Raw genomic sequence first — 20,459 nt, 5'->3', positions numbered from 1 at the left:
AACACGTGGGCAATCGCACCGTCGCGTACGCGATATACGTGCGCGGCATGGTGAAGGACGTACGGCCGTGCGGGTGCCGTAGACCGGCCGGGGCAAGCCATGTCGCCCCGGCCGGTCGCCGTTTGCCGGGGGCTAGGGCAGGGCCAACGCGCGCTTCAGGAAGTCGACTTGGAGCAGGAGCAAGTTCTCCGCCACCTGTTCCTGGGGGGTCATGTGCGTCACCCCGGAGAGCGGGAGCACCTCGTGGGGGCGGCCCGCGGCCAGCAGGGCGGAGGAGAGGCGCAGGGCGTGCGCCACCACCACGTTGTCGTCCGCGAGGCCGTGCACGATCATCAGCGGGCGGTGCGGGTTCTCCGGAGCCGCCAAACCCTCCTCGGTGACGAGGGAGTTGAGGGCGTACGCGTCCGGATCCGCCCCGGGGTCGCCCAGGTACCGCTCCGTGTAGTGCGTGTCGTAGAGGCGCCAGTCCGTCACCGGCGCGCCCGCAACGCCCGCGTGGAAGACGTCGGGGCGGCGAAGGACCGCGAGCCCCGCGAGGTAACCGCCGAAGGACCAGCCCCGGATGGCGACCCGGTCCAGGTCCAGGGGGAAGGAGGAAGCCAGGCCCTGGAGCGCGTCCACCTGGTCGTCCAGGGTGAGCGTGAAGTCCTTGCGGACCGCCTTCTCCCACGCGGGGGAGCGCCCCGGAGTGCCCCGGCCGTCCGCGACGATCACGGCGAAGCCCTGGTCGGCGAACCACTGCGACGTGAGGTACGGATTGTGCGCCGCGACCACCCGCTGGCCGTGCGGCCCGCCGTACGGGTCGAGCAGGACCGGCAGCGGACCCGATCCCTCCTGGTAATCCGTGGGGAGCAGGACGGCGCACGGGATCTTACGTGCGCCCCCTTCGGCGAGCGTCACGCGCGGCGTGAGCCCCGGACGCTGGGCGTGTGAGGCGACGGTCGCCGTCTGCTTGCCGTCGCGCAGTACCTGGACGCGAGTGCCCGGCTGGTCCAGAGTGGCCGACACGAGGACCGTGAGGCCCCCCGAGCGCACCGCCGAGTGGACCCCGGCCTCCTGCGAGACGCGCTCGACGCCGAGTTCATTGACGCGGTAGACGTGCACCTCGCCGGTCTCGGGGGCGGCGGCCGCGCTGCCCGCCGACGCCGAGATCAGTACGTCGTCGTCCGCCACGTCGAGCACCGCGCGGACATGCAACTGCGGCCCCGTCAGCGGCCGTTCACCCACCGCGAGGACCCGCGCGCCGCCCTCGTCGACGATCCGCACCAGCTTGCCGCTGGGGGACCAGGACGGGGCGCCGGGGAAGAGTTCCAGCCATTCCGCATCCTCTTCCGCGTGCACCATCCGCGTCGAGCCGTCGTCCGGGTTCACCGCCAGGTACAGCTGGCTGAGCTGGTCCCTCGACTGGACGAGGAGCAGCGGTGCGCCCGCCGACGACCAGTGCACACGGGCCAGATACGGGTACCGGGCGCGGTCCCACGTCACCTCGGTGCGCGCGCCGTCCAGCGTCACGACGAAGAGGCGTACGTCCGCGTTCGCCGTGCCCGCCGCCGGGTACGCGACCTTCGTCGGCTCGCTCTCCGGGTGCGCGGGATCGGCGATCCACCACCGCCGTACGGCGGCGTCGTCGGCCCGCGCGACAAGCAGCCGGTCCGATCCCGGCGACCACCAAAAGCCCCGCGAGCGGCTCATCTCCTCGGCCGCGATGAACTCCGCGAGGCCGTACGTGACGGTCCCTTCGCCCTCGCCCTCGCCCTCGGGCTCCGCAAGCGCCCGGTCGCCCTCGCCGTCGGCGCCCGTCACCCGCAGGGCGCCCCCGGCGACGTACGCGATGTGGCGGCCGTCGGGGGAGGGGCGGGGGTCGATCACCGGGGCCGGGGTGCGCAGTTCGCGTGCCGTGCCCGCGCGCAGCTCCGCGGTGAAGAGCCGGCCGGAGAGCGCGAAGGCGGCGAGCTCCACCGCCGCGTCCGTCGCATAGCCCACGATGCCCGCGCCGCCCTCGCGGCTGCGCTCGCGCCGGGCCCGCTCCTCGGCGGAGAGCCGCTCGGCGGCGCCGTTCAACAGCGCCTGGGGATCGGCCGCGACGCGTTCGACGGCACCGTCCGCCAGGTCCAGGACCCAGAGTTGATTCGCCCGGTCGGTGCCGGACGAAGAGCGCAGGAAGGCGACACGGGACCCGTCGGGCGCCACCGTGAACGCGCGGGGCGCACCGAGCGTGAAGCGCTGTGTGCGGGCGTGCTGACGCGGGAAGGAGAGCCGCTGCGCGGGACTCTCTGCGGGCCCGTCGGATCCATGGGTCTCGATGGTCATTCTCCGAGCCTATGGGGCATGCGCCCCCTTGTGCTGCCGTGCTCCGAGTCATGCGGACCCACGGATAGTTATGATCCGTAGCGCTTAGTGGGTATGAACCTGCTGGCGTCCGCACTGGTGCAGGGTCTTGGACTTGGAGGTGAGCCGCCGTGGCACTCTCGATTTCGGCGGTGGTGCTGCTGGCGATCATTGTCTTCTTGCTGGTCAAGAAGTCAGGATTGAAGACGGGCCACATGATCGTCTGTGTGCTGCTCGGCTTCTATCTGGCGAGCTCGTCCGTCGCCCCGACCATCAACGAGCTGACGACGAACGTGGCGGGGATGATCGGCGACATCAAGTTCTGACCTGCCGTCGGGGTGCTCGTAGGGTGGTCCCATGACGGAACTGCCCGCCCGGCGTCTGCTGCTCGTGCACGCGCACCCCGACGACGAGTCGATCAACAACGGCGCGACCATGGCCAAGTACGCGGCCGAAGGCGCCCATGTCACGTTGGTGACCTGCACGCTCGGCGAGGAGGGCGAGGTCATCCCGCCCGAGCTCGCCCACCTGGCGCCCGACCGCGAGGACAGCCTCGGCGCGCAGCGCATCGGGGAACTGGCCGCCGCGATGAAGGAAGTGGGCGTCACCGACCACCGATTCCTCGGCGGCACCGGACGCTACCGCGACTCCGGGATGATGGGCGTCGAGCAGAACCACCGCCCCGGCGCCTTCTGGTCCGCCGATCTCGACGCGGCCGCCGCGCACCTCGTCGAGGTGATCCGCGAGGTGCGTCCGCAGGTGCTTGTGACGTACGACCCGGACGGGGGGTACGGCCACCCCGACCACATCCAGGCGCACCGCGTCGCGATGCGCGCGGCCGGCCTCGCGGGTGAGGACGCCTTCCGCTCGGATCTCGGCGAACCGCACACCATCGGCAAGATCTACTGGAACCGTGCGCCCCGCTCGGTCGTCGAAGAGCGGTTCCGGTGGATGGCGGACGCCCTGCGGCACTCGCCGTTCACGGACGCCGCCGTGGTCGCCGACGTGCCGGGTGTGACGGACGACGAGCGGATCACGACGGAGATCGACGGGACCGCGTTCCGGCAGGCGAAGGCGGCGGCGATGCGCGCGCACGCCACCCAGATCGAGGTGCAGGGGCCGCTGTTCGTCCTCTCGAACGGGCTCGCGCAGCCGATCTTCGACGTGGAGTACTACGAGTTGGTGCGAGGAGAGGCCGGTGCTGTGGAGGGTGAGCGCGAGAACGATCTGTTCGCGGGGCTCGAAGCCGCGGGGCGCGATGACGAGGGGCGCGATGACGAGGGGCACGAAGGGGTGACGGCGCTGTGAGTACCCGTTCGCGCGCTTCGTCCGCCGGTGGCCCGAAAGGTGCCGGTTCGGCCTCCGCTTCGGCCCTCGCCCCGGCGGGCGGCAGCGGCATCGCCCAGCCGGTCAACGCCGGGCGGATCGCGGCCTATGTCCTGTTCTTCGTGCTCGGCGCGGTGATCGGCGCCGCAGGGGCACTCGTCCAAGGGGGCTGGATCCCGGGCGGGTTGCTGCTCGCGCTGCTCGGAGCCGCGGGGCTGTTCTACGGAGGGTCGCGCGCGACCGGCACCAGAGCCGGGGCGGTGGCGCCCGCGGCGGGCTGGTTCGTCGCCGTCATGCTGCTCACGGCCAGCCGCCCCGAAGGTGACTTCCTCTTCGGTGCGGGAGCCGGCTCGTACGCCTTCCTGCTCGGCGGAATGGCGGTCGCTGTGATGTGTGCCACCCTCGGCCAGCGGCCGCAACCAGGCGGGCCCGCCGCCCGACTTGGCAAGTGACGTACCACTTCAGCCCGTGCCCCGTACGGGATTGACGGCGGTCACAGGATGACTGCCGACGGCGGCCAGTATGGTGGTGCGCGCCGCCGAGCCGCCCGCGTTAGGACGAGACGGGCGGCGGAGCCAACCGGGAGAACCTGCCTTGAGTCGTGAAACTGACAGTTCGTCCTCCGGGCCCCAGGGGCGCGGTGGAGCCGCTTACCCCTCGGGGACGCCGCCGTACGGCTCCCCCGCCTCGGACGGCGCCGTGGACGGCGCGCAGCGGCAGACCGCCGACGAGCGGCCCGACGAACCCAAGACCGAGACCACGCTGACCACGCGCATCCGGATCAACATCCCCGGCTCGCGCCCCATCCCGCCGGTCGTCATGCGTACGCCCGTCGGCGACGGCGACGCGGCTCCCGGGCGCCCGGAGGACGCGGGCAACGCGACGGACGGCCTCGCCGCCGGAAACGGCGCGGGCGCCTCCGCCTCTGCTTCCGTGCCCGCTCCGGGCGGCCCCGCGGGCGGGCAGGCCGCCGGGGGCTCCGCGCCCGCCGCGGGTGGATCCGTCCCCGCGCAGCCGGAGGAGAAGACGAGCGACTGGTTCGCGCCGCGCAAGAGCAGCAGCGCGACGAGTGGCGGCGCGGGCGGCGGCGCGAGCGGCCCGGGTGCCGGTTCCCCCGGCAGCGGCTCCGGAGGCAACAACGGCTCCGCGCCCGCCGGTTCGGGCTCCAACGGCTCCGCGCCCGCCGGTTCGGGCTCCAACGGCTCCGGTACGGGAGCCTTCGACGTGTCCGGCGCCGTGGCGTCGGGCCCCCTCGGCACGGGTGCCCCGCAGAACGGCGACCGGCAGCGCGGGGATCTGCCGTACTTCACCGGAGGCGCCGCGGGCGACGGCGGGCGTGGCCCCGCTGGACCGACGAGCGGCCCGGTGACCGGCGAAGGGCCGCTGACGCCCCCCGCACGCCCCACGCCCCCGTCGAACCCGGCAGCTCGCCCCAACCCGGCGGCCCCCGGCGCCCGTCCGGGCGCGGGCACGGGCACCGGCATGAGCGACGACACCGCCATCCTCACGCCCCAGAAGGCGGGCCCCGTCACGGGCCCCGGCGGCGCCCCGCGGCCCCCCGTCGACGGCCAGGGCGGCCCCGTCTCCATCCCGGGCGGCCCCACCGCGCCCGGGCCCGGAGCCAATGTTTCCGGCGACACGCTCACCAGCGGCATCCCCGTCGTACCGCCGGCCCAGAACTCGCCGTTCGCCACGGGCCCGCACCCCGAAGCACCCGTGCCGCACACGCCGCCGAAGCTCCCCGAGCCGGTGCAGCCGAACGTGCCGTCCGCGGCTCCCGCCCCCAAGAAGAAGGGGCGCAACAAGCTCGTCCTGGTGGGCGGAGCCGTGTTCGTCGTGGCCTGCGGGGCGTACGGCGCCGGACTGCTGATGAACCACGCCGACGTGCCGAAGGGCACCACCGTGCTCGGCGTCGACATCGGCGGCGGCACCCGTGACGAGGCCGTCAAGAAGCTCGACGCGGCGATCGGCAAGGACGTCGTCAAGCCCCTGAAGGTGTCGGTCGACGGCGAAGAGGTCACGCTCGAGCCGGAGCAGTCGGGCCTGACGGTGGACAGCCAGGCCACGGTCCGCAACGCCGCGGGCAGCGACTACAACCCCGTGTCGGTGATCGGCTCGCTCTTCGGCGGCGAGCGCGTCGCCGAGGCCGAGATGCCGGTCGACGAGGAGAAGCTGGCGGCCGCCCTGGAGCGCGCCGCGGGCGCGTCCGGCTCGGCCAAGGAGGGCTCGGTCAAGTTCGTGCCCGGCAAGGCCGTCCCGGTGTACGGCAAGGAGGGCAAGGGCATCGACGTCGACGCCGCGACCACTGCGGTGTCCGAGGCGTACAAGAAGCAGGTCGAGACCGGCAGCGCCGGCACCGTCGAGCTGCCCGTCACCACGCGCAAGCCGACGGTCTCGAACGCCGAGGTCGACAAGTTCATGACCCGGTTCGCCGAGCCCGCGATGTCCGCCAACGTCACGATCAAGGCGGGCACGAAGTCGATCCCGTTCGGTCCGGCGAAGTCGCTCCCGAAGGTCCTGGAAACGCAGGTCCTCAAGAACGGCACGCTGCAGCCGCACTACAACCTCGTCGAGCTCAAGAAGCTCTACGGCAACGTCTTCGACGGCGTACTGATCCAGCGCGGCAACGGCGACAAGACGCCGGTCCAGCCGACGGACGTGGCCAACGCGATGAACAAGGCGCTGATCGGCAAGACGCCTGCCGAGCGGATCGGCGTGATCGAGACCAACGCGAGCTGAGCGCTTCGCCGGAACAGCCGGGGCGCCCCTGAGGGGGCGCCCCGGTTTTCGTATGACATCTGTCATCCCGGACCCGCAACACATGACACTGCCGCCGTCGCACCGCCCCTGGCGACGATGGATCACATGACAGCAGTGAGCTTCGACCAAGTGACCAAGGCCTATGGGGACGTCCGTGCCGTGGACGGCCTCACGCTCGGCCTTTCCCCCGGCGAGACCGTCGCGCTCCTCGGGCCCAACGGGGCCGGCAAGTCCTCCACCCTCGACCTGCTGCTCGGTCTGCGGCAGCCGGACAGCGGCACCGTGCGGGTCTTCGGCACGAGTCCGCGCGAGGCGATCACCGCCGGGCGGGTCGGCGCGATGCTGCAGAGCGGCGGCCTGATGGGCGAGGTCACGGTCCGCGAACTGGTGCGGCTCGCCTGCGATCTGCACCCCAGGCCGCACCGCGTGAACGACGTGCTCGCCCGGGCGGGTGTCACCCAGCTCGCCGACCGCAAGGTCGACAAGCTCTCCGGCGGCCAGGAGCAGAGGGTCCGCTTCGCGCTCGCGACCGCGGGAGCCAGTGACCTGATCGTCCTCGACGAGCCGACCACCGGCATGGACGTCACCGTCCGCCAGGCCTTCTGGGCCACCATGCGCGAGCAGGCGGACCAGGGCCGCGCCGTCCTGTTCGCCACGCACTACCTGGAGGAGGCCGACGCGATCGCGGACCGCGTCCTCGTGCTGCACCGGGGCCGGCTCGTCGCGGACGGCACCGCCGCCGAGATCAAGGCGAGGGCCGGGGCCCGCAAGGTCTCCTTCGATCTGGAGACCGTCGACGAGGCCGGCGCCCGCGAGCTGCGCGCGCTGCCCTGCGTGACCGCCGCCGACGTGTCCGGGCACACCGTCCGGCTCCGGACGACGGACGCCGACGCCACCGTGCACGCGCTCTACGGACTGGCTCTGTACCCCCGGAACCTGGAGGTCACGGGCCTCGGCCTGGAGCAGGCCTTCGTGGCGATCACCGAGGCCGAGGAGGCCAGGGCATGCTGATCAGGCTGGAGATCATCCGCGCCCTGCGCAACAAGAAGTTCCTGTTCTTCTCGGTGCTCTATCCCGCGCTGCTCTTCCTGCTCATCGCGGGCGGCCAGGACGCCACCGACAAGGTCGGCGGCACGGGTCTGGGCGTGCCCGCCTTCATGATGGTCTCGATGGCGTCGTTCGGGGCGCTGACCGCCGTCCTGATGGGCAACAGCGAGCGCATCGCCAAGGAGCGCGAGAGCGGCTGGGTGCGGCAGTTGCGCCTGACCAGCCTGCCGGGGCGCGGCTATGTCCTGGCGAAGACGGCGAGCGCGGCGGTGGTCAGCCTGCCGTCGATCCTCGTGGTGTTCGCGGTCGCGGCCGCCGTCAAGGACGTCCGCCTGGAGGCCTGGCAGTGGCTTGCGCTGACCGGGGCGATCTGGGCGGGCAGCCTCTGCTTCGCGGCGCTCGGGGTGGCCATCGGCTATCTCGCGACCGGCGACGCGGTCCGCCCGATCACGATGATCGTGTACTTCGGTCTCTCCGTGCTCGGCGGCCTGTGGATGCCCACGACCACCTTCCCGCAGTGGCTGCGCGACATCGCGTCCTGGCTGCCGACCCACGCATACGCTGCCCTCGGACAGGCCATCGAACTGGGCGACGCCCCGCACGCGAAGGACATCGCGCTCCTCGCCGGGTACTTCGTCCTCTTCGCGGGTGGCGCGGCATGGCTGTACCGGAAGGACACCCTGAAGGCGTGAACGACACCGACGGCACCGACGGCACCGACGGCACCGAGCGGGACCACCCCCTGCACAGCTTCGGACAGCCGGTGCGGGACCGCCGCCAGCTGCTGACGAAGGCGCTGTGGATCGGCATCTGGCTGGTCTTCCTCGCCAGTCCGGTGCGGGACCTGGTGGAGAGCGAACGGAGCGGCGTGGCCACCGTGCTCGGCTGGCTCGGCCTGGCCGCCTTCGTGGCCTGCTATCTGTCCGTGGTGTTCCGGTACACCGCCAAGGTCTTCGACTGGCGTGTGGTGCGCTGGTCGCTCACTGCGCTCCTCGCGCTCGCCGTGGTCCTCTCGTTCGCGTTCGGGACGGCCTGGCTCGGGCTCTTCGTGTACGTCGCCGTGTCCGCCGGGGCGGTGCTGCCGATGGGGCAGGCGATGTGGGTCATCCCGGCCGTCACCGGTGTGATGGTGGCGGTCGGCCTGCGCACCGACAGCCTCGGGGACCTCCTTGGCAGCCTCGCCGTGCTGACCCTCCTGGTCGGCTTCGCGATGACGGGGGTGCGGCAGTTGGTGCGTACGACGGTCCAGTTGCGGCAGGCGAGGGCCACCGTCGCCCAACTGGCCGCCAACGAGGAGCGGTTGAGGCTCGCGAGGGATCTGCACGACCTTCTCGGGCACTCGTTGTCCCTGATCACTTTGAAGAGCGAGCTGGCCGGGCGGATGCTCCCGGACCACCCCGACAAGGCGGCGCAGCAGGTGGCCGACATCGAGCAGGTCAGCCGCCAGGCCCTGGTGGACGTCCGCGAGGCGGTCTCCGGCTACCGCAGGCGCACCCTCGCCGGGGAACTGGCGGGCGCCCGCACGGCGCTCGCCGCCGCCGGTGTCGAGGCCGACGTCCCCCTGGAGGCCCCCGCCGAACTGCCGGGCGAGGAGGGGGAGGCGGCGCTCGCCTGGGCCCTGCGCGAGGCGGTGACGAACGTCGTGCGGCACAGCGGGGCGCGGCGCTGCACGGTGGCGTTCACCTCGCGGCAGACCCTCGACGGGCCGATCGTCGAGCTGTCCGTGGAGGACGACGGCGGGGGCGGCTCGGGTGCCGCACAGGGCAACGGTCTGACGGGCCTCGCGGAACGCCTGGAGGCGGTCGGCGGTGTGCTCGAGACGGGTCCCGCCGGGCGCCGCGGCTTCCGGCTCGCGGCGTGGGTGCCGCGGGGGCAGGAAGCGGCCGGGACCCGCGACGCCTCGGCCATAGGATCTCCCACATGAGCGGCGCGAACAGCGAGAAGGCCCAGGGCGGCGGCACGGACATCAGAGTGCTGCTCGCCGAGGACCAGTCGATGGTCCGCGAGGCGCTCGCCGCGCTGCTCGGCCTGGAACCGGACATCGACGTGGTCGCCCAGGTGGCCCGCGGCGACGAGGTGCTGGCGGCGGCCCGCGCCCATGCGGTGGATGTGGCGCTGCTCGACATCGAGATGCCGGGCCGCACCGGAATCGAGGCGGCAGCCGAACTGCACACGCAGCTCCCGGAGTTGAAGATCGTCGTCCTCACGACCTTCGGCCGCCCCGGCTATCTGCGCAGCGCCATGGAGGCGGGAGCCGACGCCTTCCTGGTCAAGGACGCGCCGGCGGCCCAGCTCGCCGAAGCGGTCCGCAAGGTCCTCGCGGGGGAGCGGGTCATCGACCCCACACTCGCCGCGGCCGCGCTCGCCGGAGGCGCGAACCCGCTGACGGACCGCGAGCGCGAGGTCCTCCGCGCGGCGGCCGACGGCTCCACCAACGCCGAACTGGCCACGACCCTGCACCTCTCCCCGGGCACGGTCCGCAACTACCTCTCGACGGCCATCCAAAAACTGACGGCCCGCAACCGCGCGGACGCGGTGCGCGTCGCCCGCGAGAAGGGCTGGCTCTGAGGGCCCGGGCCTCAGTTCAGCATCGCCCGCGCCGCCCGGGCCTCCGGGCGCGGTGTGTCGGCGGCGGCCCGGTCGGTGGTGGCTGCGACCGGTGATCCAGAAGCTGGCGGCCGGCAACCGCGCGGATGCGGTGCGCGTCGCCTGCGACAAGGGGCTGGCTCTGGGGTGCTTGGGCTTCAGTTCAGCATCGCCCGTGCCGCCCGGGCCTCCGGGCGCGGTGTGTTGGCGGCTGCCCGGTCGGTGGTGGCTGCGACTGGTGATCCAGAAGCTGGCGGCCGGCAACCGCGCGGACGTGGTGCGCGTCGCCCGCGAGAAGGGCTGGCTCTGAGGGGCTTGGGCTTCAGTTCAGCATCGCCCGTGCCGCCCGGGCCTCCGGGCGCGGTGTGTTGGCGGCTGCCCGGTCGGTGGTGGCTGCGACCGGTGATCCAGAAGCTGGCGGCCGGCAACCGCGCGGATGCGGTGCGCGTCGCCTGCGACAAGGGGCTGGCTCTGAGGGCGCGGGCCTCAGTTCAGCATCGCCCGCGCCGCCCGGGCCTCCGGGCGCGGTGTGTCGGCGGCGGCCCGGTCGGTGGTGGCCGCGACCGATGATCCAGAAGCTGGCGGCCGGCAACCGCGCGGATGCGGTGCGCGTCGCCTGCGACAAGGGCTGGCTCTGAGGGGCCCCGGCCTCGGTTCAGTATTGCCCGCGCTGCCGTGGCCTCCTGGCGCAGTGTGTCGGTGGCGGTTTGGCCGGCGGTGGCCGCGACCGGTGATCCAGGGTGGCGGCCCGCAACCGCGCGGATGCGGTGCGCGTCGCCCGGGACAAGGGCTGGCTCTGAGGGGTCTGGGCCTCAGTTCAGCATCGCCCGTGCCGCCCGGGCCTCCCGGCGCAGTGTGTCGGCGGCCGCCCGGTCCGTGGCGGCCACCTCCTCGGCGTACGTCTCGAGCTCCGCAGCGCCGGTGCGGAACTCGCCGCGCTGGACGAGGAGCCGGGCCCGTTCGTAGTGCAGCCGGTGCTGCGGCGACGGCAGCAGGAGGCAGAGCTCGACCGCCCACAGTGCGACGTCCGTGCGCTCGGGGCGGGCCGCCGCCCAGGCGCGGATGTTGTTGAGGACCCGCAGCACGATCTCGACCGGCTCCGCGGGGCTCAGCATCGCCGGCTGGGGCGGTGCGCCCGTGGCGCCTACCACCAGCAGTTCCACATCGGCCCGCGTCAGGACCCGGCCTCCGTCGAACGGGTTGGCGAGGACCCGTTGGTCGCCCGCGCCGAAGCCGACGACGAAATGGCCGGGCAGCGCGACCCCGTGGACGGGCGCGCCCGCCCGGCGCGCGACCTCGATCCACACCACCGAGAGCAGGATCGGCAGGCCGCGGCCGCGCCGCAGGACCTCGTGCAGGAGCGCGGACTCCAGGCGCTGGTAGTCGCCGGGCCTGCCCTTGAACCCGCAGCGCCCGCCGAGGAGTTCGGCGAGCTCCATGGCCCACAGCAGGGGGTCGCAGGGTGGCCCGGGCAGCAGCTCCGCGAGCCGGTCCAGCTTCCGGCAGGCCGCGTCCATGCCCGCGTCGTCGAGCTCCGCGTCCGCCTCCGCGCCGATCAGCAGGCAAAGACGCGCGAGATCGGGCCGCGCGGACCGTGCCTGATCGGCGAAGAGGCGTCGCCGCTCCGGGGATCGGGGGTGCATACGTGCCTGGTGCCCGGCCGGGCCGATCGCTAGCGCTCCGATCTCCGCTCAGGGGTGCTCAGGGGTGCATCTTCGCCCCCTTCAGGACCTTGTCCACGCCATTGCGTGGCCCGTACACCAGAAGCCCGACCAGATCGAGCTGGTCCTTCGGCACGGCCCGCACCGCCGCCCGGTTGTCCCGGTCGTTGCCGGTGCCGAACAGATCCGACGTGAAGACGGCCCTCGGCAGCGAGCGGGACAGCGCACGCCCGTGCGCGGCGGTCAGCGTCTCCTTCGTCCCCTCGAAGACAAGGACGGGCTGGCGGAACATCGGCAGGTAGGGGGTGCCGTCGGCGTCCTCGTACGGCTCTCCGATCACCTCGTGCGCCGCCGCACCGAGCCCGCTGACCAGGAACGCGGTCACGTTCAGGCGCTGCCAGGGCTCCAGGTCGTCGCGGAGCAGCACGGCGATCTTCGTGTCGAAGCGGACGGGCGCCGTTTCCATGGCCCCGGCGGTCTCTGTCGAAACGGTGGTCTCAGCGGTGATCTCAGCGGTGATCTCAGCGGTGCTTCTCATGCTTCGAGACTGCCGAGTGGCCCGCTCGCGCGTCTTGTACGTTCCTTGCATGGTGGCCCGGCAGGAGATCTCCGCATGGCGCCCGCCGGTCGCGGGCATCGTGGAGGTCTTCCACGCCCACTTCACCGAGCACACGTACCCGATGCACGTCCATGACGCGTGGACCCTGCTGATCGTGGACGACGGAGCGGTCCGCTACGACCTGGAGCGCCACGAGCACGGCACGCCGGGCGACACCGTCTCGCTGCTCCCTCCGCAGGTCCCGCACAACGGCTCGCCCGCCACCCCCGACGGCTTCCGCAAGCGCGTGCTCTACCTGGACATGACGCAGCTCGACGCGAGCTTCATCGGCCCGGCGGTGGACGGCCCCGACCTGGTGGACCCCGTCCTGCGCCGACGCGTGGGGCAGCTGCACGCGGCCCTCGCGCGCCGCGGCGACGAGCTGGAGGCCGAGAGCCGCCTCGCCCTGATCGCCGAGCGGCTGCGCGGCCACCTGCGCCCCAGGCTCACCACGGGCACCACGGGCCCCGGCGGCGTCGCCCAGAACCTCCGCGAACTCCTCGACGAGCGGCTGCTCGACGGCGTCACCCTGGCCGAGGCCGCACGCCTGGTGCACGCCCACCCCACCCATCTCGTACGGGCCTTCAGCGGGGCCTTCGGCATCGCACCGCACCAGTACGTGATGTCCCGCCGCGTCGACCGCGCCCGCAGTCTCCTCCTGGCGGGCCGGCCGCCGGGCGAGGTGGCGACCGCCGCCGGCTTCTACGACCAGTCGCATCTCACCCGGCACTTCAAGCGGGTGGTGGGCATCGCGCCGGGGCGGTACGCCCGCACCGCGAAGGGCGCCAAATGGCCCTCCGCGCCCGTCAGTTGAGCATCGCGCGGGCCGCCCGCGCCTGGTCCCGCACCCGGTCCGCCGTGGTCGGCTCCACCGCCGTCACCACATCGGCGTACGTCTCGAGCTCCGCCGCGCCGCCCAGGAAGTCGCCCCGCTGGACGAGCAGCTGGGCCCGTTCGTAGCGCAGCCGCGCCGGGTGCGCGGGCAGCAGGAGGGAGAGCTCGACCGCCCACAGCGCGACGTCCGAGCGCTCGGGGCGGGCCGCCGCCCAGGCGCGGATGTTGTTGAGGATGCGCAGGACGATGTTGAGCGGGTCGGCGGGTCTGAGCATCGAGGGGTTCATCGTGCCGCCCGACGAACCGGCGACGAGCAGCTCCGCGTCCGAGCCGCTCAGCAGCCGCCCGCCCGCGAACGGGTCGGTGAGCACCTGCTCCTCGCGCGGCCCGAAGCCGACGACGAAGTGGCCGGGCAGCGCGACGCCGTAGACGGGCGCGCCCGCCCGGCGCGCGACCTCGATCCACACCACCGAGAGGAGGATCGGCAGGCCGCGGCGCCGCCGAAGCACCTCGTGCAGGAGGGAGGACTCCAGGCGCTGGTAGTCGGCGGGTGTCCCCAGGAACCCGCAGCGCGCGCCGAGGAGTTCGGCAAGCGCGGCCGCCCACTCCCGGGCGCCGCCGGGCCGGTAGGGCAGCTGCCCGGCGAGGTCGTCCAGCTCGATCTGCGCGGCGTCGATGCCGTCGTCGCCGAGTTCCGGATCGGCCTCCGCACTCACCAACAGGCACAGCAGGGACAGGTCGGGCCGCTCGGACCTGGCCTCCTCGGCGAACCTCCGCCGCGTCGCGGACGTCCTTGACTCCTCGTGCATGCGTGCCTCGTGCCTTACTTACCGAGCCGGCCCCGGCGGGAACCTACCGAGCCGACGGGTATCGATAGTGGTGGTACGTGTGGTGCGCCGCGAAGCCAAGACCGCCGTACAGCGCCCGCGCACCCTCGTTGTCGTCCTCGACCTGCAGCCAGGCCGCCGAAGCGCCCTCGGTGAGCGCCTGCCGGGACAGCGCGGCCATCACCGCGGTCGCGAGCCCCTGGCGCCGGTGCGCCGGATCGACCTCGACCGCCATGAACCCCGCCCAGCGCCCGTCCACCACGCACCGGCCGATCGCCGCGGGGCCCGCGTCGGGAGAGGCCCCGGGCACGGAAGCGAACCACACCGAGGGGCCGCTCGCCAGCACCTTGAGCACATGAGCTCCCGGCACCCCGAATCGCTTGTAGCGGCGCAGCCACGCGTCGTCGCAGGAGCGCGAGAGCCGCACCCGTTCCACTTCCGCCTCCAGATCGCCGAGCGGCGCGAGGGCGCCGATGTGCAGCTCCGCGCTCACCTCGCGCTCCCAGCCCCGCTCTTCGAGCTCGGCGCAGAGCATCTCCTGGGTGCCATCGGCCCCGGTCGCGGTCTGGATGTACGCGGGCAGCTCCCGCTCCGCGTACCAGCGGCGTACGTGATCGAGTGCCTCGTCGAGCGGTCGGCCGGGATCGCCGAGCGGCAGCACGGAGTTGGCCCGCCGGGTGAAGCCGGCCGCCGCCCGCAGCTCCCACTCGCCGAGCAGCTCGCTCTCGACCGGCTGCCAGGCGCGCGCGGACACCCGGGCCAGCTCCGGGTAGGACGCCGCGGGACCACGCCTGCGGGCCGGAGCCGGGGGTACGACCTTGCCCGCGACAAGGGAGCTTTCCACGATGCGGACACGCTGGCCGTCGCGGCGTGTGATCAGTACCACACCCTCGTTCCATGATGTGAGAACACCCACCGTGTCGGTGAACTTACCGCCCGTCTCGGCCCCTGCGTTCAACTGCCGCACGGAGACCCTCCGGCCCACGTCAGCAGGGGTAATCCGCACCTCAAGCCGTCCGCCCGCAGTGAATTCCACAGCTCTGTACGCCCCTCCTGTTCGGATCATGCTCGGGAACGGAGATACTAGAGGTGGGCATCGACGACGCCGCGCTCCCGCGCGCCAGGCGAGCGGAGCCTGAGGACGGCCCGCCAACGCCCGTATCGAGGAGGAACGACAGCGTGACCTACGTCATCGCGCAGCCTTGTGTCGACGTCAAGGACAAGGCGTGCATCGAGGAGTGCCCGGTCGACTGCATTTACGAGGGCTCCCGGTCCTTGTACATCCACCCGGACGAATGCGTCGACTGTGGAGCCTGCGAACCGGTCTGCCCGGTCGAGGCGATCTTCTACGAGGACGACACTCCGGAAGAGTGGAAGGACTACTACAAGGCGAACGTCGAGTTCTTCGACGAGCTCGGCTCGCCCGGTGGTGCCAGCAAGCTCGGCCTGATCGAGCGCGACCACGCCTTCATCGCCGCATTGCCGCCGCAGAACCAGTAACGGCTGCTTGAAGCGCCGCCCCGGTCCCGTACGGCACGTCCTGCCGCACGGGACCGAGGCATTTGTCCACCCGCGTACTTACGGGAGTCAGCACGTGTCCGTAGTCTCTGATCGCCTTCCCACCTTCCCCTGGGACAAGCTCGAGCCCTACAAGGCCACGGCCGCCGCGCACGCCGGCGGAATCGTCGACCTGTCGGTGGGCACGCCGGTCGACCCGGTGCCCGAGCTGATCCAGAAAGCGCTGATCGCGGCCGCGGACTCGCCGGGCTATCCGACGGTGTGGGGCACGCCCGAGCTGCGCGACGCGATCACCGGCTGGTGCGAGCGGCGCCTGGGGGCACGCGGCATCACGCACCGGAACGTGCTGCCGGTCGTCGGCTCCAAGGAACTGGTGGCCTGGCTGCCGACCCAGCTGGGCCTCGGGCCGGGCGACGTCGTCGCCTACCCGCGGCTCGCCTACCCGACGTACGAGGTGGGTGCCCGTCTCGCGCGCGCCGACTATGTCGCGTACGACGACCCGATGGAGCTCGACCCCACGAACCTGAAGCTCCTGTGGCTCAACTCGCCCTCGAACCCCACCGGTCGCGTCCTGTCCAAGGACGAGCTGACCCGCACGGTCGCCTGGGCGCGCGAGCACGGCGTCCTGCTCTTCAGCGACGAGTGCTACCTGGAACTCGGCTGGGACGCGGAGCCGGTCTCGGTGCTCCACCCGGACGTGTGCGGTGGCTCGTACGAGGGCATCGTCGCCGTCCACTCGCTCTCCAAGCGGTCGAACCTGGCGGGCTACCGCGCGGCGTTCATCGCCGGTGACGAGGGCGTCCTCGGCGATCTGCTCCAGATCCGCAAGCACGGCGGCATGATGACGTCCGCGCCGACGCAGGCCGCCGTCGTCGCGGCGCTCGGCGACGACCAGCACGTGCGCGAGCAGCGCGAGCGGTACGCCGCCCGCCGCGCCGCCCTGCGCGAAGCCCTCCTGAAGCACGGCTTCCGCATCGAGCACAGCGAGGCGAGCCTCTACCTCTGGGCGACCCGCGAGGAGTCCTGCTGGGACACGGTGGGCCACCTCGCGGAGCTCGGCATCCTCGTCGCGCCCGGCGACTTCTACGGCCCCGCGGGCGACCGCTTCGTCCGTGTGGCGCTGACCGCGACCGACGAGCGGGTGGCCGCGGCGGTCGAGCGACTGGCCTGAGGCATGCGGGAGGGCCCGGAGCCAGCGGCTCCGGGCCCTCTCACATGCCTGGCGGTCAGCCGAGCGGGAGGCCCTTGACCGGCAGCTGGTCGGTGGCCAGGCCACCGCCTACGGCGCCGGTGGGCAGGCCGCCCTCGGTGGCCGCGTTCGCGGTGTCGCCGAGCAACTTGCCCGTGCTGCCCGCGACGCCGCCGGCGGCCTTCTGCGCCGCGGGGGTGGCCTTGGTGCCCGAGCGGACGGCCTTGCCCGTGGTCGGCACGGACTTCTTCACGGACTTCTTCACGGCCTTGTCCGCGGTCGGCACGGACTTCTTCACGGCCTTGCTGCCGGTCTCGCCCGCGAGACGGGTGACGTTCTGTGCTGCGCCGTCGACGGCGCTGCCCAGGCCGGCACCGTCGAGGGCGGTGACGCCGCCGAGGTTGGGGGTGGCGGGGAGTTCGGCGGCGCTTGCGGAGCCGGCCGCACCGACCACGGGAGCCGCTCCCGCTGCGATCAGCAGCGCGGCGCGGGCGATCCGGCGGGTCAGGGGGAGGGACATGATGCTCCTTCAGACGGGAGAGAACGTGGGTGTGTCCGGCCGGATGGGGCCCGGCGTTCGGACGCAGTGAATACCGCTCGAAGCCCGCGAAGGTTGCGGTGGCCCAACGTAAAGAGTTGGCAATGCATCGCATAATCGGCTGCGGATAAAGACGGGCAAAGGACTCGCCTCGCGCGAGCCTGCTGAATCGTCAATGCCCTGTGTTCGCAAGGGGTTTGGCGGACCTGGCGGGCAGTGCGCGAAAACCTGGACGGTGCGTCGCCCCTGAGTGATCAGCGTGGTCAGATCGGGCGAAGCGTCGTACTACTGTCCAGTGACGATGCGGACCTCGCCCGCGCCGTTCCCGGCGTCCGTGCCCGACTCGTCCGCGCCCGCCTTGCCGGGCTTGTGCCATTCCTTGCCGGAATCCCCGACCCGCCACTCCCGGCCCGCGTACGACACCTTCTCGATGCCGAGCGCGGACGCCTGGGCCACCGCCCAGTGCGCCAGCTCCCAGCCCCGCTGTCCGGCGCGGCCCCCGCCGGCCCCCGCCGTCGCGGACACCGGCACGGTCACCGCGCGGCCGTCACCCTCGGGCGACACATCGCGGCCGAAGTCGCGTACGAGCGCGGCCCGCACCTGAGCCGGATCGCCCGGCTCCGCGGGCTCCCGGCCCTCGCAGCTGAGGGTGGCGGGGGCGCGGCCGGTCAGCGCGGCGGCAAGCAGCGCCGCGTCCGGCTCGTGCTTCGCGTACGCCTGGGGGTAGCCGCTGCGCTGCACGCGCTGGGCGGCGACCGTCAGGGGGAGGCGGGAGTAGCCGGGGACCTTGTCGAGGTGGGCGTAGAAACGGGCGGCCGAGTATGCCGGGTCCATGATCTGTTCCTCGTTGCCCCAGCCCTGCGAAGGCCGCTGCTGGAAGAGGCCGAGCGAGTCCCGGTCGCCATGGGTGATGTTGCGCAGACCGGACTCCTGCAGGGCGGTCGCGAGGGCGATCGTCACCGCACGCTCGGGCATGCCGCGCGACGTGCCCACGGCGGCGACCGTCGCGGCGTTCTCCGCCTGCTCGGCCGAGAACTCGTACGACGCCCCGTCGCCGTTGCCCGAGACGACCTCGCAGCGTGGCGCGGGCTTGCCCCCGGATACGTACTGCACCACCACATAGCCGACGAGTGCGAGCAGGACCGCGACGGCCGCCCCGATACGGAGGAGGCGGCCGCGCCGGACGAGGGTGGGGGGCTCAGGCACGCGACCAAGGTACTGGAGGCCACTGACAAGGCGGCGCGCCGAGGGGCGTTAGGGTCGAAGTCATGGCTCAGACCTCGCATCAGCCCCCGCTCGACCTCACGCTCGACGCCGCCGAGCTCACCGCCAGGCTCGTCGACTTCCCGTCGCCCAGCGGCGAGGAGAAGGCGCTCGCGGACGCCATCGAGACCGCGCTGCGGGGTCTGCCGCACCTCACCGTCGACCGGCACGGCAACAACATCGTGGCCCGCACGAACCTGGGCCGCGGCGAGCGCGTGATCCTCGCCGGGCACATCGACACCGTGCCGATCGCGGACAACGTGCCGTCCCGCCTGGACGAGCACGGAATCCTGTGGGGCTGCGGCACCTGCGACATGAAGTCGGGTGTCGCGGTGCAGCTGCGCATCGCGCAGATGGTCACCGAGCCCAACCGCGACCTGACCTTCGTCTTCTACGACAACGAAGAGGTCGCCGCCCACCTCAACGGCCTCGGCCATGTCGCCGATGCCCACCCCGACTGGCTCGCGGGCGACTTCGCGGTCCTCCTGGAGCCCACGGACTGCCAGGTCGAGGGCGGCTGCCAGGGCACGCTGCGGGTGTTCCTGAAGACGAAGGGCGAGCGCGCGCACTCCGCACGCGCGTGGATGGGCTCCAACGCCATCCACAAGGTCGCGCCGATCCTCGACAAGCTGGCCGCGTACGAGCCGCGCAAGCCGGTGGTCGACGGGCTCCAGTTCCACGAGGGACTCAACGCCGTACGGATCGAGGGCGGCGTCGCGACCAACGTCATCCCCGACGAGTGCACCGTCGTCGTCAACTTCCGCTACGCGCCCGACCGCACCGAGGACGAGGCGCTCGCCTTCGTACGCGACTACTTCGCCGACTGCGACATCGCCGAGTTCATCGTCGACGACCACACCGGCGGTGCACGGCCCGGCCTCAACCACCCCGCGGCGGCGGCCTTCGTGGCGGCGGTCGGCGGCACTCCGCGGCCCAAGTTCGGCTGGACGGACGTCTCCCGCTTCAGCGCGCTCGGCGTGCCCGCGGTGAACTACGGTCCCGGCGCACCGCTGCTCGCCCACAAGGTCGACGAGCGGGTCGAGGCCGCGCTGATCCCGGAGGCGGAGAAGCGGCTCACCGCCTGGCTGACATCGTGAGTTCCCGCAAGGATGCGTCGTTTGTAACGCCCAGAGACCTACGCTGAAGCGGCAAGTGAGCGTGACCGCAGCGGAAGGGGATGTTCATGGGTAATCCAGAAGCACAGGGGCCGCCGGAGGAGCAGTACCTGGGGCCTGTGGTGCGGCGGCGTGAACAGATCACTCCCGGCACCACCGACCAGCGGCTGCTCGACACCGAGGGCGACTCGGAGTGGGTGCACACCGACCCCTGGCGGGTCATGCGCATCCAGTCGGAGTTCGTGGAAGGCTTCGGCGCGCTCGCCGAACTCCCCAGCGCCATCAGCGTCTTCGGCTCGGCGCGTACGCCGCCCGGTTCGCCCGAGTACGAGGCGGGCGTCCGCATCGGCAAGGCACTGGTCGACGCGGGCTTCGCGGTGATCACCGGCGGCGGCCCCGGCGCGATGGAGGCCGCGAACCGGGGCGCGCGCGAGGCCAAGGGCATCTCCGTGGGCCTCGGCATCGAGCTGCCCTTCGAGCAGGGGCTCAACGACCACGTCGACATCGGCGTCAACTTCCGCTACTTCTTCGTACGCAAGACCATGTTCGTGAAGTACGCCCAGGGCTTCGTGGTGCTGCCCGGCGGACTCGGCACCCTGGACGAGCTCTTCGAGGCGCTCACCCTCGTCCAGACCCGCAAGGTGACCCGCTTCCCCATCGTTTTGTTCGGCTCGGAGTACTGGGGCGGCCTCGTCGACTGGCTGCGCAACACGGTGGTGGCGGGCGGCAAGGCGTCGGAGCACGATCTGCACCTGTTCCACATCACGGACGACGTGGACGAGGCGGTGGCCCTGGTCACCAAGGAGGTCGGCCGCTAGGCCCTGCCGGGCGGGCGGGTCTCTCCCGCCCGCCCACGCGCCCGCCCGGTG

The 20,459-nt window shown here is 72.4% G+C and carries 21 protein-coding genes; 14 read left to right on the top strand and 7 right to left on the bottom strand.

Features of this window, described 5'->3' with window-relative positions:
* Positions 1-132: 132 nt before the first annotated feature.
* The gene (locus AB0G47_RS12840; RefSeq protein ID WP_360767812.1) at positions 133-2,310 is read right to left on the bottom strand and encodes a prolyl oligopeptidase family serine peptidase; all 2,178 of its coding nucleotides are present in this window, start codon (positions 2,308-2,310) and stop codon (positions 133-135) included.
* A 149-nt stretch (positions 2,311-2,459) separates the two neighbouring features.
* Between AB0G47_RS12840 and AB0G47_RS12835 the strand changes: the two genes are divergently transcribed.
* The 9 genes from AB0G47_RS12835 (at position 2,460) to AB0G47_RS12795 (ending at position 10,357) form a co-directional block, all read left to right on the top strand.
* On the top strand, positions 2,460-2,654 hold the full coding sequence (locus AB0G47_RS12835; protein ID WP_360767809.1) for a hypothetical protein: 195 nt from the start codon (positions 2,460-2,462) through the stop codon (positions 2,652-2,654).
* 31 nt (positions 2,655-2,685) lie between these two features.
* A complete protein-coding gene (mshB, locus tag AB0G47_RS12830) occupies positions 2,686-3,636 on the top strand; it encodes an N-acetyl-1-D-myo-inositol-2-amino-2-deoxy-alpha-D-glucopyranoside deacetylase (protein WP_360767806.1) in 951 nt (316 codons plus the stop codon).
* 89 nt (positions 3,637-3,725) lie between these two features.
* Positions 3,726-4,106, top strand: coding sequence for a DUF6113 family protein (locus tag AB0G47_RS12825; RefSeq protein WP_360768023.1), 381 nt, complete (start codon positions 3,726-3,728; stop codon positions 4,104-4,106).
* A gap of 142 nt (positions 4,107-4,248) precedes the next feature.
* Positions 4,249-6,393 (top strand): hypothetical protein, encoded by a 2,145-nt coding sequence (locus AB0G47_RS12820; protein ID WP_360767803.1) that lies wholly within the window; start codon positions 4,249-4,251, stop codon positions 6,391-6,393.
* A gap of 117 nt (positions 6,394-6,510) precedes the next feature.
* Positions 6,511-7,425: an ABC transporter ATP-binding protein gene (locus AB0G47_RS12815; protein WP_360767801.1), complete on the top strand. Its 915-nt coding sequence runs from the start codon at positions 6,511-6,513 to the stop codon at positions 7,423-7,425.
* Entirely contained in the window at positions 7,419-8,153 is a 735-nt protein-coding gene (locus AB0G47_RS12810; RefSeq protein WP_360767798.1) for an ABC transporter permease, read from the top strand. Before AB0G47_RS12815 ends, AB0G47_RS12810 begins: the two co-directional genes overlap by 7 nt.
* Positions 8,154-8,203: 50 nt before the next feature.
* Positions 8,204-9,385, top strand: a complete 1,182-nt coding sequence (locus tag AB0G47_RS12805) for a histidine kinase (protein WP_360768021.1) — start codon at positions 8,204-8,206, stop codon at positions 9,383-9,385.
* Positions 9,382-10,029 (top strand): response regulator transcription factor, encoded by a 648-nt coding sequence (locus tag AB0G47_RS12800; RefSeq protein WP_360767795.1) that lies wholly within the window; start codon positions 9,382-9,384, stop codon positions 10,027-10,029. The genes AB0G47_RS12805 and AB0G47_RS12800 overlap by 4 nt, the downstream gene beginning before the upstream one ends.
* Before the next feature lie 91 nt (positions 10,030-10,120).
* Positions 10,121-10,357: a hypothetical protein gene (locus AB0G47_RS12795; RefSeq protein WP_360767792.1), complete on the top strand. Its 237-nt coding sequence runs from the start codon at positions 10,121-10,123 to the stop codon at positions 10,355-10,357.
* Positions 10,358-10,859: 502 nt separating this feature from the next.
* Here AB0G47_RS12795 and AB0G47_RS12790 read toward each other — a convergent pair.
* Positions 10,860-11,690, bottom strand: coding sequence for a transglutaminase-like domain-containing protein (locus tag AB0G47_RS12790; RefSeq protein ID WP_360767789.1), 831 nt, complete (start codon positions 11,688-11,690; stop codon positions 10,860-10,862).
* 58 nt (positions 11,691-11,748) lie between these two features.
* Complete coding sequence (locus AB0G47_RS12785; RefSeq protein ID WP_360768019.1) at positions 11,749-12,174, bottom strand: DUF2000 domain-containing protein; 426 nt, start codon at positions 12,172-12,174, stop codon at positions 11,749-11,751.
* A gap of 121 nt (positions 12,175-12,295) precedes the next feature.
* Here AB0G47_RS12785 and AB0G47_RS12780 point away from each other — a divergent pair, with 121 nt between their 5' ends.
* Positions 12,296-13,120: an AraC family transcriptional regulator gene (locus tag AB0G47_RS12780; protein WP_360767786.1), complete on the top strand. Its 825-nt coding sequence runs from the start codon at positions 12,296-12,298 to the stop codon at positions 13,118-13,120.
* On the opposite strand, the gene AB0G47_RS12775 is transcribed toward AB0G47_RS12780, so the two are convergent.
* Together AB0G47_RS12775 and AB0G47_RS12770 are read right to left on the bottom strand one after the other, a co-directional pair.
* Positions 13,113-13,949, bottom strand: coding sequence for a transglutaminase-like domain-containing protein (locus AB0G47_RS12775; protein ID WP_360767783.1), 837 nt, complete (start codon positions 13,947-13,949; stop codon positions 13,113-13,115). The two genes, AB0G47_RS12780 and AB0G47_RS12775, sit on opposite strands and share 8 nt — an antisense overlap.
* Positions 13,950-13,992: 43 nt before the next feature.
* Positions 13,993-15,003 (bottom strand): GNAT family N-acetyltransferase, encoded by a 1,011-nt coding sequence (locus AB0G47_RS12770; RefSeq protein WP_360767780.1) that lies wholly within the window; start codon positions 15,001-15,003, stop codon positions 13,993-13,995.
* 143 nt (positions 15,004-15,146) lie between these two features.
* Here AB0G47_RS12770 and fdxA point away from each other — a divergent pair, with 143 nt between their 5' ends.
* The gene (gene fdxA / locus AB0G47_RS12765; protein WP_030573070.1) at positions 15,147-15,467 is read left to right on the top strand and encodes a ferredoxin; all 321 of its coding nucleotides are present in this window, start codon (positions 15,147-15,149) and stop codon (positions 15,465-15,467) included.
* 94 nt (positions 15,468-15,561) lie between these two features.
* Positions 15,562-16,656 (top strand): bifunctional succinyldiaminopimelate transaminase/glutamate-prephenate aminotransferase, encoded by a 1,095-nt coding sequence (locus tag AB0G47_RS12760; protein ID WP_360767777.1) that lies wholly within the window; start codon positions 15,562-15,564, stop codon positions 16,654-16,656.
* A gap of 55 nt (positions 16,657-16,711) precedes the next feature.
* Here AB0G47_RS12760 and AB0G47_RS12755 read toward each other — a convergent pair whose 3' ends face one another.
* Together AB0G47_RS12755 and AB0G47_RS12750 are read right to left on the bottom strand one after the other, a co-directional pair.
* Positions 16,712-17,194 (bottom strand): ATP-binding protein, encoded by a 483-nt coding sequence (locus AB0G47_RS12755; RefSeq protein ID WP_360767774.1) that lies wholly within the window; start codon positions 17,192-17,194, stop codon positions 16,712-16,714.
* Positions 17,195-17,497: 303 nt separating this feature from the next.
* Positions 17,498-18,418, bottom strand: coding sequence for a heavy metal transporter (locus tag AB0G47_RS12750; protein ID WP_360767772.1), 921 nt, complete (start codon positions 18,416-18,418; stop codon positions 17,498-17,500).
* A gap of 62 nt (positions 18,419-18,480) precedes the next feature.
* Here AB0G47_RS12750 and dapE point away from each other — a divergent pair, with 62 nt between their 5' ends.
* Together dapE and AB0G47_RS12740 are read left to right on the top strand one after the other, a co-directional pair.
* Positions 18,481-19,572, top strand: a complete 1,092-nt coding sequence (gene dapE, locus AB0G47_RS12745) for a succinyl-diaminopimelate desuccinylase (RefSeq protein ID WP_360767770.1) — start codon at positions 18,481-18,483, stop codon at positions 19,570-19,572.
* An 86-nt stretch (positions 19,573-19,658) separates the two neighbouring features.
* Positions 19,659-20,408, top strand: coding sequence for a TIGR00730 family Rossman fold protein (locus AB0G47_RS12740; protein WP_360767767.1), 750 nt, complete (start codon positions 19,659-19,661; stop codon positions 20,406-20,408).
* The last annotated feature ends 51 nt before the right edge of the window (positions 20,409-20,459 follow it).

The organism is Streptomyces sp. NPDC021622 (assembly GCF_040640795.1).
GTDB lineage: Bacteria > Actinomycetota > Actinomycetes > Streptomycetales > Streptomycetaceae > Streptomyces.
This window is presented reverse-complemented; position numbering and strand designations above follow the sequence as displayed.

What these genes read in the sequence shown, in the direction of transcription:
- AB0G47_RS12840 (WP_360767812.1), bottom strand. Translation starts at nt 2,310, where the DNA reads ATGACCATCGAGACCCATGGATCCGACGGGCCCGCAGAGAGTCCCGCG.
- mshB (WP_360767806.1), top strand. Translation starts at nt 2,686, where the DNA reads ATGACGGAACTGCCCGCCCGGCGTCTGCTGCTCGTGCACGCGCACCCC.
- AB0G47_RS12815 (WP_360767801.1), top strand. Translation starts at nt 6,511, where the DNA reads ATGGATCACATGACAGCAGTGAGCTTCGACCAAGTGACCAAGGCCTAT.
- AB0G47_RS12810 (WP_360767798.1), top strand. Translation starts at nt 7,419, where the DNA reads ATGCTGATCAGGCTGGAGATCATCCGCGCCCTGCGCAACAAGAAGTTC.
- AB0G47_RS12800 (WP_360767795.1), top strand. Translation starts at nt 9,382, where the DNA reads ATGAGCGGCGCGAACAGCGAGAAGGCCCAGGGCGGCGGCACGGACATC.
- AB0G47_RS12790 (WP_360767789.1), bottom strand. Translation starts at nt 11,690, where the DNA reads ATGCACCCCCGATCCCCGGAGCGGCGACGCCTCTTCGCCGATCAGGCA.
- AB0G47_RS12785 (WP_360768019.1), bottom strand. Translation starts at nt 12,174, where the DNA reads ATGGAAACGGCGCCCGTCCGCTTCGACACGAAGATCGCCGTGCTGCTC.
- AB0G47_RS12780 (WP_360767786.1), top strand. Translation starts at nt 12,296, where the DNA reads ATGGTGGCCCGGCAGGAGATCTCCGCATGGCGCCCGCCGGTCGCGGGC.
- AB0G47_RS12775 (WP_360767783.1), bottom strand. Translation starts at nt 13,949, where the DNA reads ATGCACGAGGAGTCAAGGACGTCCGCGACGCGGCGGAGGTTCGCCGAG.
- AB0G47_RS12755 (WP_360767774.1), bottom strand. Translation starts at nt 17,194, where the DNA reads ATGTCCCTCCCCCTGACCCGCCGGATCGCCCGCGCCGCGCTGCTGATC.
- dapE (WP_360767770.1), top strand. Translation starts at nt 18,481, where the DNA reads ATGGCTCAGACCTCGCATCAGCCCCCGCTCGACCTCACGCTCGACGCC.
- AB0G47_RS12740 (WP_360767767.1), top strand. Translation starts at nt 19,659, where the DNA reads ATGGGTAATCCAGAAGCACAGGGGCCGCCGGAGGAGCAGTACCTGGGG.